Source organism: Pontibacter kalidii (assembly GCF_026278245.1).
GTDB classification, from domain to species: domain Bacteria; phylum Bacteroidota; class Bacteroidia; order Cytophagales; family Hymenobacteraceae; genus Pontibacter; species Pontibacter kalidii.
Window position 1 is genome coordinate 4,260,091 of the sequence record NZ_CP111079.1, and the last position, 11,878, is coordinate 4,271,968.

10 protein-coding genes are annotated in these 11,878 nt (G+C 53.8%); 6 read left to right on the forward strand and 4 right to left on the reverse strand.

The genetic code is table 11. From position 1 onward, the window contains the following. The first annotated feature begins 179 nt into the window (after positions 1 to 179). The 4 genes from OH144_RS17840 to OH144_RS17855 all read left to right on the forward strand — a co-directional run bounded on the left by OH144_RS17840 (position 180) and on the right by OH144_RS17855 (position 3,866). Positions 180 to 803 carry a rhomboid family intramembrane serine protease gene (locus OH144_RS17840; RefSeq protein ID WP_266203633.1) on the forward strand — a complete coding sequence of 208 codons (624 nt, stop codon included), beginning with the start codon at positions 180 to 182 and terminating at the stop codon, positions 801 to 803. Positions 804 to 910: 107 nt separating this feature from the next. After that, positions 911 to 1,375 (forward strand): fasciclin domain-containing protein, encoded by a 465-nt coding sequence (locus OH144_RS17845; protein ID WP_266203634.1) that lies wholly within the window; start codon positions 911 to 913, stop codon positions 1,373 to 1,375. Positions 1,376 to 1,517: 142 nt separating this feature from the next. Then, on the forward strand, positions 1,518 to 1,946 hold the full coding sequence (locus OH144_RS17850; RefSeq protein WP_266203635.1) for a hypothetical protein: 429 nt from the start codon (positions 1,518 to 1,520) through the stop codon (positions 1,944 to 1,946). A 141-nt stretch (positions 1,947 to 2,087) separates the two neighbouring features. After that, positions 2,088 to 3,866: an SLC13 family permease gene (locus tag OH144_RS17855; protein ID WP_266203636.1), complete on the forward strand. Its 1,779-nt coding sequence runs from the start codon at positions 2,088 to 2,090 to the stop codon at positions 3,864 to 3,866. Positions 3,867 to 4,105: 239 nt separating this feature from the next. Here OH144_RS17855 and OH144_RS17860 read toward each other — a convergent pair whose 3' ends face one another. Then, complete coding sequence (locus OH144_RS17860) at positions 4,106 to 5,956, reverse strand: ABC transporter ATP-binding protein (protein WP_266203637.1); 1,851 nt, start codon at positions 5,954 to 5,956, stop codon at positions 4,106 to 4,108. A 160-nt stretch (positions 5,957 to 6,116) separates the two neighbouring features. Here OH144_RS17860 and OH144_RS17865 point away from each other — a divergent pair, with 160 nt between their 5' ends. Together OH144_RS17865 and OH144_RS17870 are read left to right on the forward strand one after the other, a co-directional pair. Next, positions 6,117 to 6,938: an energy transducer TonB gene (locus tag OH144_RS17865; RefSeq protein ID WP_266203638.1), complete on the forward strand. Its 822-nt coding sequence runs from the start codon at positions 6,117 to 6,119 to the stop codon at positions 6,936 to 6,938. A gap of 65 nt (positions 6,939 to 7,003) precedes the next feature. Then, the gene (locus OH144_RS17870) at positions 7,004 to 7,462 is read left to right on the forward strand and encodes a hypothetical protein (RefSeq protein ID WP_266203639.1); all 459 of its coding nucleotides are present in this window, start codon (positions 7,004 to 7,006) and stop codon (positions 7,460 to 7,462) included. Between the two features lie 541 nt (positions 7,463 to 8,003). Here OH144_RS17870 and OH144_RS17875 read toward each other — a convergent pair. From OH144_RS17875 to OH144_RS17885, 3 genes are all read right to left on the reverse strand, one after another. Then, positions 8,004 to 9,053, reverse strand: a complete 1,050-nt coding sequence (locus tag OH144_RS17875; protein WP_266203640.1) for a glutathione synthetase — start codon at positions 9,051 to 9,053, stop codon at positions 8,004 to 8,006. Positions 9,054 to 9,089: 36 nt separating this feature from the next. Then, the gene (locus tag OH144_RS17880; RefSeq protein WP_266203641.1) at positions 9,090 to 10,937 is read right to left on the reverse strand and encodes a flavohemoglobin expression-modulating QEGLA motif protein; all 1,848 of its coding nucleotides are present in this window, start codon (positions 10,935 to 10,937) and stop codon (positions 9,090 to 9,092) included. A gap of 134 nt (positions 10,938 to 11,071) precedes the next feature. Continuing rightward, positions 11,072 to 11,878, reverse strand: coding sequence for an N-formylglutamate amidohydrolase (locus OH144_RS17885; RefSeq protein ID WP_266203642.1), 807 nt, complete (start codon positions 11,876 to 11,878; stop codon positions 11,072 to 11,074).

Genomic DNA, 11,878 nt, shown 5'->3' on the forward strand with positions numbered 1-11,878 from the left:
GCATAGGGGTTCGGGGTAAGATAAACAATATTTACCTCAATCGGCTTTTATACTTCCAGGGCCGGTTTTGGTCGCCTACCAAGTATAAACGCAGCGAAAGCGGCAATATTTAGTAGGTGTCATACGGCTTAGTCTTTTATCTTTGTTCCAATTCATTTATTTCTCTTCAAAACCAAAGCATGAGCGTTACCATTATCCTGATCATTATCACCGTTGGCATTTCGCTGTACGCCTGGCAGAACGAGGGCCTGATGCACAAATGGATCTTCCAGCCCTATGCCGTGCAGCGCGACAACTCCTGGTACCGCTTCCTTACCTCCGGCTTCCTGCACGCCGACTTTACGCACCTGCTGTTCAACATGTTCACGCTTTTCTTCTTTGGCGATGTGGTGGAGTATGTGTTTAAGACGGCTTACGGCTCTACTACAGGCGTGCTTTTATACTTGCTCGTATACCTGGGCGGCATCATTATATCGGATGTGCCCACTTACTTTAAGCACCGCAACGACCCGCCTTACCGCGCGCTGGGAGCCTCGGGCGGGGTAGCCAGCATCGTGTTCTCCAGTATACTTTTCTACCCCACGCTGGATATCTGCCTGTTTGCCTTCCTGTGCCTGCCGGGCTTTATCTTCGGTGTGCTGTACATGATGTATTCCTACTTCTCGGGCAAGCGCATGGGCGACAACATCAACCACGATGCTCACTTGTACGGCGCCTTGTTTGGTTTTTTGCTGAGCCTGGCGCTGGTGCCGAGTGCGCTGCCAAGCTTTTTCCAGCAGATAGCCAACTGGCGCATGTTTTAAGGAGAGGACCTGCAAAAATTGCACTTTTGGTTGCAGGTAAGTTTTAGCGGAATCTGGCTGTTGTAGGGGAGGCTGCGTATAATAAAGCAGATACTATCCTTATCGACATGAAGCTGACGCAAAACAACCTATACATAAAATTCCTGCTAATTGCACTGTTTGCCGTATGGGGCCAGGTGGGGCAGGCCCAGGAAAATCGCCCTATGATGGAGTACCTGATACAGGAACGCCCTGTGTTGGCTGGCCTGCTTACCAAGGCCGGCTTAACACCTATGCTGTCGGGGGATGCGCAGATTACACTGTTTGCACCACCGGAGAGTGCCCTGCAAAGTATAAATGAGGAATCGCCGGAGCGGCTGCGGGCCATACTTTCGAGCCACATTGTAAGAGGCATACACCTGGAGCAGGACCTGAAGGAGGGTAAAACCATGAAATCGGTTTGTAGTTCCACCGGCATTACTGTTTACCGTAAGAAGGGCCAGGCGCTGATAAACGGCGTGCCTATACAGCGCCCTAACCTACAGGTCAGAAACGGCGTAGTGCACGAACTGGGTGGCCTCATCCGCAGTTAAAGCACCGCTCATGCTTTGCATAATTAAATTCACCACCCCGTTTCCTATAAGATTAATCAAGGGTAATTTAGATTATTTATACTTTACCCCCCTATAGTCTAAAGCATGCGGCTCCAGGATGCGTATGCTAACAGGAACGACTATGCACACTCCCGATAAAAACATAACACAAGAGAATTCTAAATTACTGGTAGCCCGGAACAAGTGCTATGAGTTGCTTTACATGCCTCTGAAGAACAGGATATACCTCCACATTTTCGGGTTCTGGAAGAGCAAGAGCCAGGCACCTGAATACTACCCCGACTTACAGAAAGCACTCGCGCTGATGCAGCCCGGTGGTTTCTCGCTGCTGCTCGACCTGCGCACCATGATCACGCACCCGCAGGCTGTTATGGGCAAGCACATAGAAGCGTTGGGTCTGCTAAAGGAAGCTGGGCTACGGAAAGCCGCCTGCGTAGACCCCGCCGACCGCATTGCCTCGCTGCAGGTAAACGATACCATCGTTCAAAGCCACCTATCCACAAAACGTTTTACCTCCTACTCCGAGGCCGAGGCCTGGCTGAACGAATAGCAGCAGTATAACCTTCACGTTACCAAAGAAATAAAAAGTTCCGGTGCTGTAACCGTACGCCCCTATATCAAGTTATAGAATCCCAAAAAAGCTTCCCCATAAATCCGGAGGCTTGCCCACCTGCCGCACATCATACTTTATATGACCGTTGAGATAGGGATTGTGTTAGGGATTATTCTGCTGGCGGTTATACTCTTCGTAACCGAGCGGCTCTCCATTGACACAGTTGCCATTCTGACCATGGTGCTTTTTATGGTTACGGGCATACTTACCCCTGCCGAGGGCTTTGCCGGCTTCAGCAATCCTGCCACCATTACGGTCGCCTCCATGTTTATCATCAGTTCCGCCATCTTCAGATCCGGCGTGCTGAACAGCGTGGGGGTGGGGCTCACGCGCATAGGCCGTAACAGTTACCTGCTGTGCCTGCTGGCCCTCATGCTGACCTCGGGGCTGCTGTCCGCCTTCATAAACGATACCGCTGTGGTTGCCCTGCTCATGCCCGTTGTAATCCAGGTTAGCAGGGATATCCGCGTAAGCCCCGCCAAGCTGCTTATTCCGCTTAGTTTCGGGGCATTGCTCGGCGGGGTGTGTACCCTCATTGGCACCTCTACCAATATCCTGGTAAGTGGTATTGCACTGGCGCAGGGCGTAGAGCCGCTTACCATGTTTGAGTTTTTGCCGGCCGGTATCGTGTTTCTGGTGGTTGGTATTACGTACATGTTTTTTCTGGGACGCCACCTGCTACCCGATCGCAAGCACACCGAAAGTCTCTCAGAGGAATTTAATATGGGGGATTATCTAACTGAGATCGTGCTGCTGCCCGACTCGCCCCTGGTGGGGGTGCCCCTGCAGCGCTCCAGCCTGGTGCGCGACCTGGATATAGAGGTGATGCAGGTGCTGCGTGAGAAGGAGAAGCTGCAGGTGTTCCCGGCGCTCATACTTAGGGCCAACGATGTGCTGAAGGTGCGTATAGGTGTGGAGAAGCTGAAAAAGCTGAAGCAGCAGCAGGGAGTTATACTCAAGTCGGAGCGCAGGTTCAGGGACGAGGACGTGGGCATGTATGACAGTATGCTCTATGAAGCCATCGTTACCCCGAACTCCTACATGGGAGGCAAGTCGCTGAAAGAACTTAACTTCCGGGCCTATAACTACGGCGCCTCCGTGCTGGCCATCCGCCACCGCGACGAGATCGTACACGATAAGCTGGCCCACGTGAAGTTATCGGCAGGCGACGTGCTGCTGATAGCCGCCGATAGCGACCAGGCTGAAAAACTTCGCCAGAACGATGATATCCTCATCATCTCCCAAACCGTGCGCAGCAACTTTGACTACACCAAGATTGTACCTGTGCTGCTCATAAGCGTAGGAGTGGTGCTGGCGGCGGCCACGGGGCTGGTACCTATTGTGCTGAGCGCGATAGCAGGGGTGGTGGCGATGGTCATCTTTAGGTGCATAAAGCTGGAGGAAGCCTACAGCGCCATCGACTGGAAAGTGATCTTTATGCTGGGGGGCGTGCTCTCGATGGGAGCCGCGCTGGAGAAAACAGGGGCAGCCAAACTGCTGGCCGACTACCTTATACTTGGAGTAGGTAGCTATGGCCCGCACGTGCTGCTCTCAGTGTTCTTCTTCACCACCTTCATGACCACCAACTTTATGTCGAACAATGCTACGGCGGCCCTGCTGGCGCCCATTGCCATTGTAACGGCGCAGGAGCTGGGCGTGAGCGAGCGGCCGTTTATCATGGCGGTGGCCTATGCCGCCTCCCTCAGCTTCATGACCCCGATGGGCTACCAGACCAACACTATGATCTATGGCCCCGGCAATTACCGCTTCTCTGATTACCTCAAAGTAGGCACGCCGCTCAACCTGTTGCTTTGGCTGATCGCCTCTCTCATCATTCCATACTTCTTCCCCTTCTAGCAGAGGATGTTCCACGTGGAGATGGAGGTAGAAAGGTAAAAAAGTAGAGAAGGAAAAAGGTAAAGATATAGGACTAAGGCAAAGGATAGAGATATTGGAGGAAGCCGAGATAGTAGCTGCACATCTGTTGTTAGATCTTAAAAAAGAGGCCTCAGAGCTTACAGCTATCTTAACAAAAGCAAGATCTACAGCTGCATCAAAAAAATAATTCTCTACTTTTTACTTCTCTACTTCTTTACCTACAAATACCCCTTCGCCTGCAGGTGGAACAGCTCTGCATACTTGCCGTTCTGCGCTAGCAGCTCCTCGTGAGAGCCGAGCTCTTTCAGTTGCCCCTGCTCCAGAAACAAAATGCGGTCGGCCATGCGCACCGTGGAGAAACGGTGGGAGATCAGCACAGCGGTGCGGCCCTCTATCAGCTCGGAGAAGCGCAGGAATACCTCGTGCTCGGCGCGGGCATCGAGGGCGGAGGTGGGCTCGTCGAGTATGAGCAGCTGGGCATCGCGCATGTAGGCGCGGGCTAGGGCCACCTTCTGCCACTCGCCCCCCGACAGCTCCACGCCCTTGTTAAAGCGCTTGCCCAGCACCTGGTCATACTTGTCGGGCAGGCGCTGGATCACCAGGTCGGCCAGGCTTTTCTGGGCAGAAGTCTGAATACGCTCCTTGTCAGAGATGTTGCTGATCTGGCCAATAGCAATGTTGTCGGAGGCAGTCATCTGGAAACGCACGTAATCCTGAAAGATGATACCGACCTGGTGGCGCAGATCGTTCAGGTCATACTCGCGCAGATCTACGCCGTCTAAAAGTATACGCCCTTCGGTGGGCTCATATAGCCGGGCCAGCAGCTTTACCAGCGTGGTTTTGCCGGCTCCGTTCTCACCTACCAAGGCCAGTTTTTCGCCTGCCCTTAAGTGGAAGGAAAGGTGTCGCACGGCCCATTTCTCCGAGTTGTGATACTTAAAGCCAACATCCTCGAACGTAAACCCCTGTTGGATAGGCCGAGGCAGCGGCAGTGGGTTTTCGGGTGGGGAGATCTGTGGTTGCAGCTCCAGGAAATCGAACAGGTCCTGCAAGTATAAAGCGCTCTCGGTGATCTGGGAGAAGCGCGTCATGATACCTTGCAAAAGGCCCCGCATGTTGCTGAACGAGCCTGCCAGGAAAGTGAGGCTACCTACTGTGATGTTGCCGGCCACCGTGGCGAAAAGTATAAAGACATAGGCACCGTAGTAGGCCAGCGTGCCGAGGGCAGAGAGGGCGCTGCCCCAGAAGGCTCGCCTGACAGTCAGGCCCTTGTTGAGCAGATAATATCTGTCCGACAGCTCCTTAAAGCGGCGTGCCAGGAAACCAGAGAGGTTGAAGGTCTTGATCTCCTTGGCCGTTTCGTCGGAGGCGCCGATGTAGCGCAGGTAATCTAGCTCGCGGCGTTCGGGCGTCCAGGAGCGGGAGAGGGAGTAGCTGCGCTCGTTAAAGTGCGTCTCGCCCAGGAACGAAGGAATCACGGCTACCAAAAGTATAAGTATGAGCCAGGGGTTAAAGGCAATCAAACCAACAGCCAGAAAGCCGATTGTAACGATATCCTGCAACTGCGAGAGCACCTGCGACATAAGCACCACCCGTGTCACCGTCTGCCGCCGTGCCCGCTCCAGCTTGTCGTAAAACGTGGCATCCTCAAACTGAGCCAGGTCCAGCTTGGCCGCATGCTCTATCAGGGTTACAGAGGTTCGGTTTGAGAACAGGTCGCCCAGCAGACTATCCACCAAGGTGATGCCCCGGTTAATCAGATCTGAAATCACAGCCAGTCCTAATTCCAGTGCCACCAGGGTCCAGAGGTAGGTCAGGCTTTGCTCGCCCGTTACGTCTATCAGCCGGATTACCTCGTCAATGATCAGCTTGCCTACATACAGCATGGCCAGCGGCAGCGAGGACTTCACCAGGCGCAGCAACAGGTTGGTGATGGTCAGCCGCGGGCTTGTTTCCCATATCAGCCGGAAGAACTTGGGTAAATTCTTCAGCGCCCCCATCTGCTCGCGCAGGCTTTTCTTCTCCTGTTTGCCTGCTGTGTCTCTCGTTCCTTTTTGCTCTTTACGCATACTTATACTTTCGGCCACAGGCCATATAGCTATACAGGCAGCAGCGGGTTTTGTTTGGGCATTACATATAAAGTATATCTTATGTTGTACTGCGCCAGGCGATTAAGTACATTTGCCGGTTCGCAATAAAAGCAAGTATAGGTTTAACATGAAAACAAACATGAGAATTGTTTTGGCAGCTGTTCTGATGGCATTGCTCTCTGTGGCTGGGCAGCAGGCAGTAGCGCAGGTAAGGTACCTGAGTAAAAGCGGAGTGAAAGAGGTTCCGGCAGCAGAGGCACATTTTTTTGAGGTAAAAGAAGAAAACGCTACCGGAGGGGGGACGCTCACGCGATACCTTACTGCTGATAGCTCCAAGGTAAGCCTGTACACGTACAGCGACCTGGATGGGGGCGAGTATAAAACAGGTGTGAAGGAGGGGCCATACTATGAGTGGCATCGAAACGGGAATCTGAAAATTGAGGGTAACTATAGCCATAATAAGCTGCACGGAGAGTACAGGGCTTGGTATGAGGGTGGGCAGTTATACTACAAACGCTTGTATGAAAAAGGCATGGAGGAAGACACGCTCAAGGCCTACTATGAATCAGGCAAGCTGCGCAGGGTAGAGATGTATGACAGCGGTGAAATGGTCTCAGGTAAGCTGTACAGCGAAGCAGGAAAGGAAGTGGTGTTTTTCCCGATGACGCAGCTGCCTTCATTTCCCGGCGGTGAGTATGACATGCTAAGGTTTCTGGCCTCTAACATCAAATACCCCAAGCACATGCAGAAAGCGGGTGTACAGGGGCTGGTTGTGCTGTCGTTTGTCGTGCAGCCGGACGGAACGTTCAAGGACATAGAAGTAGTGAAAGGTGTTCATCCGGATGGGGATGCGGAGGCGGTGCGGGTGCTTCAGAAGATGCCTTTATGGAAGCCGGGGCTTGAGGAGGGAAAGCCGACAGACATGCATTTTGTACTACCTGTCAGGTACTCGATAAGGTAGCCGAGCACGCTTGTTATTTGATTTCCGGTATCCGAAATCCTCTTTTTTAAGTATGCTTCCTTTATATGACAAGGTATCTGTTATACTTTCTCACGGGTGTTGCCATGGCAACGGTTATACTTTTCTTCAGGGGCTATGTGTCGGTGCCGCATAATGTGTACTCTGATGTGGCGCTGCTGTCGGGTATGGTTTTGTTTAGCATGGCCTCCTGGGTCACGCTGTTCCGGATAAAGATGGGTACGCTGCTGGCCTTGCTGTGCTCGCTGGCCATGGTGCCGTGGCTGGTGCGTGTGGGGCTGCGGGTGTGGGACGCCAGTATAAACGCGCCGCAGGTGTTGCAGATCGTGCACGCCGTGCTGGCTGTGCTGGCCTTTCTGACGTTGGCGGTGAGCGCCCGCTATACGTTCAGCAAAGGCTCCTGGAACTCCGGCACCGCAGCACCGGCCGTGGTGCTGAAGCTGCTGCTGGCGCTTATACCTCTGGCGGTGCTAACGGGCTGGCTGTTGGTGAAGGACCAGGTATAAAAGTCTGGAAATGAGAAAAGCCCCGCCATTTAATGACGGGGCTTTCTCTCACCTTAAAACAAACTAAACTAATCTAAACTTTATCTAACCTTATCTTTAGTAAACTTACTGCTATCTGGGGTGGCAAAGCGCATTTATAACGCTGGCTTGCCAAAATTGATGTTAGACCACTGAAAAAATATTTCAAAAAAATCGGAAGAGCGCTTGCACGTTACAAGAATTGGTAACTATATTAGCCTTCCGATATAGTGTCTCTCTCAATTCGGGTGCAAAATTACCCGTTTGATTCTATTTTCAAAAGGAAAGTCTCAAAAGATTTTCCGCTTTTTTCTATTCCTTCTGATTCAGGGCCGTAACTCCTTATAATACAATCCCTTGCCTGTTGTAAAAGCTTTTAAATTTTTCGCAGGAGAAAGAAAAAAGAGCCAATTTATACTTAGCTGGCGTTAAAACACGGGTTCGCGGCAGCTGCAGAGCCGGCAAAGCAAGAAAAAAGCAGGGTGGAGGCCCTGCTTTCGTAGTTTCTAAGCGGTTTATTCCATTAGATCATCGCCACGGTTTTGTTGTCGATCTGCGTGCCGTAAGTTTTCTTGTAGTGCACCTTACGCTCCAGGGCCGCAATCACCGGCTCCGAAAAGTCCACTCCCTCCAGTTCGCTGGCAGTTGGCAGCGCACCCGGGCTGAAGACGTTTATCTCCATCAGCTTGTTGCCTACTATATCTAACCCAACCAGGAACATGCCGTCCTGGATCAGCTTTGGCTTTACGAGCTCCACCAAGTCCAGCATGCGCTGGTCTACCTTGGCCGCCACGGCAGAACCGCCGGCATGTATGTTGCTGCGGATATCGTCAGCGCTGTTCACACGGCGTATGGCGCAGTATTTCCCTTTGTGCTGCAGGGCATCGCCGTTCATCACAAACAGGCGCACGTCGCCTTCAGTGGCCTCTGGCAGGTATTCCTGCGCGATCACGTACCCGTCGCGGCTGATAGCCTCCACGATCTGGTTGAGGTTGGTGGAGTCCTTCTTTTTTACCATAAACACACCCGATCCGCCAGAGCCCTGCAGTGGTTTAAGTATAATGTTGTTTTTCTGTTCGTTAAAGAACTGCTTTATCTCCTCTTTGTCGCGGGTAATGAGCGTGCGCGGACGAACGGCCTCCGGGAAGTGCTGGAAGTACATTTTATTAACCGCATCGGAGAGCGAGGTGGGGTCGTTGAGCACGATCACGCCGTGGCGCATGGCTAGCTGCCCGAAGATAATACCTGCATTCTGTGCCCAGGAGCGTCCTTCCGGCTCCGATGACGGGTCGTTTCGCAGCATCAGCACATCCAGCTCGCGGGCAGTAATACGCATTTTTTGCGCCTTCTCGCTATGGATGTAATCGATGTAGGTGGCCGGTGATTTATACTTATGGTTCGGATCCGCGCACACGGCCATGGCGCCCATGTAGCCGTCCGGGTAGTAAGCCAGATCGCCTACGCCCATCAGGTAAACGGTGTGTCCGGCGTTGTGCAGGCGCTGCGCCAGGAAAATGGTGGTATAAACTGCCTTTTCAGTCTCTATATTATTTACTACAAATCCTACTGTCATGTGGGTGCTTTTTTGTTCGTGGATATAGCTGGAAGATCACAGTAGGTTAAATACTGAAATACCGGCTTTTAGTTGTTCCAGCTTTGGTTTTAGGCGCGGGTCGAGGAGGTAGCGCGGCTTGATGGGCATGGGGCGTAGCACATTGCGGTAAATCAGCTCCTGCACAATGGGGATGTAGTCCTGCCGGATCTTGCCGATGAGCAGCGGTTCCAACTCATTTCCTTCCTTCAAATAGCTAAGCAGGTGCACCAGCCCCCGCAGGTACACAGCGTCTTTGGTGAGGCCGCCGCCGCGGTGCACGCGCATGGCCACGTTCCAGGCCGTTTCGTCGTCAAAAAGGTACTCGTCTTTCAGGCGCCGGAAGTTATCTATAAAGTTACAGCCCTTGGAAAGGTGATAGACGGCCACTACGCGCGCGGCCAGTATGCGCAGACGGTCCTGGTCCAGTCCGCCCACCAGCCACTCGCTCAGCACGGCCAGCCCCTCCTGCAGCTCCTCGTAGCCGGGGCTGCCCACGTAGAGCTGTTGCAGCGGCTGTGCCTTACCGTTAAAGTAGGTCAGGATGTGGGTGCCTACCTCGTGCTGGATCAGGGCCTCGGCGCGATGGCGCGGAATCTTGGCGTCGGTGCCCACGTTCAGCCTGCCTTTCGACACGATCAGCCCTATGATATCGTCACGCACATCCACGCCGGAGTCTAAAGCCGGGTACTGCTCCCTTAAAAAGGCCAGTTCCCGCTCGGCCTGCGCCACAAACTCAGGCACAGGTATAATGTCGACCGCGTTGCTGCGGGTGGGCTGGGGAATGGCGGCAAGTATCCCTTCGGCCACTTTCAGCAGCTGGTCGTCCACAGTGCCGTAGAGCTGCATGCTGCTGTACAGGAAATCGGGTGTATTGCGGTCTGCAAGCATGGTCAGCATCTTGTCCAGCTCGTGGCGCTTGTCGCGGAAGAGGTAGCCCAGCGTCGGGTCGTCCACCTTCTCGATCGGGATGTTGTAGAGCTTGCGCTTGAGTTGGTCCGCATCGATAGGCATGAGGCGGTAATGGAAGGTAGGCAGCTTGTTATACTTTGCCTTTTTAAACTCCGCCCAGGCCTCGTTGTTGTTCACCGGCGTTACCAGCAGCAGGAACCGGAACTGATCGCTTATACTTGTCAGCTGCTTATCGATGCGCCACACCACGCGGTTTACCGACTGCCGCCCCAGCGCCTGGAAATGCACCGGATGGTGCGTGGTCTGCACGCTCACAAAGTCGAAAACAGTTTTCTTTAGGGCGTTGGCCACTCTTGCGCGGAGCGTGCGCAGCAGCAGGGGGTAGATCTTGCCGGTGGCGGTGTTTTTGTAGATCGGTTTCAACTGCAGCCCCAGCATCAGGATGCCGCTTTTCTTAAGGTCCTCCTCCGGCATCAGGCAGTGCGGCTCCTGTAGCAGCGGGGCGTTGCTCTCTACCTCCACAGAAGTGTGGATCCGGGTGAGCTTTATACTTTGCAGCTCCTTTACGATGGTCTCGGTGGTGGTAGGCAGCTGCTCCTCCGGCCCCAGCACCTTAAACAGCGGCGGATCGGCCGTGTCGGCAGGGGCGGCCATCAGCTCGATCACCATAAAGGCACCAAACTTATCGGCCATGGCCCGGGCTATACCTTGCACCAGCGGCCGCAGCTCCTCGGTGCGCTCCTCATGCGAGATGATGTAAGCGGCACTGGCTTTCAGGAAATCGGCGGTGGCATGGTCGGGCTGGCCGGCAGGATGGCGGAAAAGCAGGAGAAAAGGCAGGGGCCGATCGATGTAGAGTAGCCCGCCGTCGGGCAGGCGGCGGTGCACCTGCTTGCCGCGCTTCAGGCTCCGGGTGACTTTCTTTACAAAGCTGTCGGTTATACTTTCTATCATGGCTAAATGTGTTCAGCAGGTTGGGGTGAAGTATATTCTCTAGAGGATTTCTGCGTATCACGTAGCACGATTTTCCATGCATTAAATCTATAAATAGGGTCGAGCTACATGATACGTGCTACGACATACGCACACTACACCTGGCATACCTGGGCCAGCGCCTCCAGCACGGGGCGGGTACTTTGCTGCAGCGCCTGCCGTATCTCCTGCACCTGCGCCTGGTCAGGCTCGCCGGTCCACTCATCCATAAAGAACTTCTTAAACTCAATGCTCATCACGCATACTTTGTCGCCGAAGGTGTCGTGGATCCAGCGCATAAAGTGCCCCCCTTCAAACTTTACGTTTTCACGCACATCCAGCTTGCGGCCCTGGTAGTTGTGGTTGCTCAGGCTGTGCATGAGCGCCTCCACCACCGGCGCCCACTTCTCCCGGTTCATGTTACCCGTGCCGATGTTCACCTCCGGGTTCTCTTCTGGGTCGGCGGCCGGACCTGTAGGTCCCTCGCGGCGGTGGTTGTACGTATGGAGGTCGTAAATCACCAGGCAGGCATGCTCGTCCAGCAGCTGCGTCAGCATCTGCTTCACATCCTCATAAAACTTGTCGTAGCGCTTCATCGACTCCCTGGCCAGTTCCTCCGGCAGCTCCTCTTTCCATACCTGCAGGCCCCAGGCATCCTCAGGCTTGCGGTAAATAGCCTTCTTGGGCGGGCGGTTCAGGTCCAGCTCGAAACGGGAATAATGGCCCGTAATCTGGTTGTCGGTTATACTTACCCACTCTGCCGTGAAGGGGTCTTCCTCGCGCAGCCGCTCCTGAGGCGTGAGGTTATACAGCGCGCGTAGGTTGTGGCGCACCTCGTGCCCGTTATGGATGGCCGTGGCCACCAAGGGGCTGTCGCCGCGGGTGATGGTATAGTATACAGTATCTACTTTGGTCTGTGTCAT

Coding starts and splice junctions, on each gene's coding strand:
- OH144_RS17840 (WP_266203633.1), top strand. CDS start 180: ATGAGCGTTACCATTATCCTGATCATTATCACCGTTGGCATTTCGCTG.
- OH144_RS17845 (WP_266203634.1), top strand. CDS start 911: ATGAAGCTGACGCAAAACAACCTATACATAAAATTCCTGCTAATTGCA.
- OH144_RS17850 (WP_266203635.1), top strand. CDS start 1,518: ATGCACACTCCCGATAAAAACATAACACAAGAGAATTCTAAATTACTG.
- OH144_RS17855 (WP_266203636.1), top strand. CDS start 2,088: ATGACCGTTGAGATAGGGATTGTGTTAGGGATTATTCTGCTGGCGGTT.
- OH144_RS17860 (WP_266203637.1), bottom strand. CDS start 5,956: ATGCGTAAAGAGCAAAAAGGAACGAGAGACACAGCAGGCAAACAGGAG.
- OH144_RS17865 (WP_266203638.1), top strand. CDS start 6,117: ATGAGAATTGTTTTGGCAGCTGTTCTGATGGCATTGCTCTCTGTGGCT.
- OH144_RS17870 (WP_266203639.1), top strand. CDS start 7,004: ATGACAAGGTATCTGTTATACTTTCTCACGGGTGTTGCCATGGCAACG.
- OH144_RS17875 (WP_266203640.1), bottom strand. CDS start 9,053: ATGACAGTAGGATTTGTAGTAAATAATATAGAGACTGAAAAGGCAGTT.
- OH144_RS17880 (WP_266203641.1), bottom strand. CDS start 10,937: ATGATAGAAAGTATAACCGACAGCTTTGTAAAGAAAGTCACCCGGAGC.
- OH144_RS17885 (WP_266203642.1), bottom strand. CDS start 11,878: ATGACACAGACCAAAGTAGATACTGTATACTATACCATCACCCGCGGC.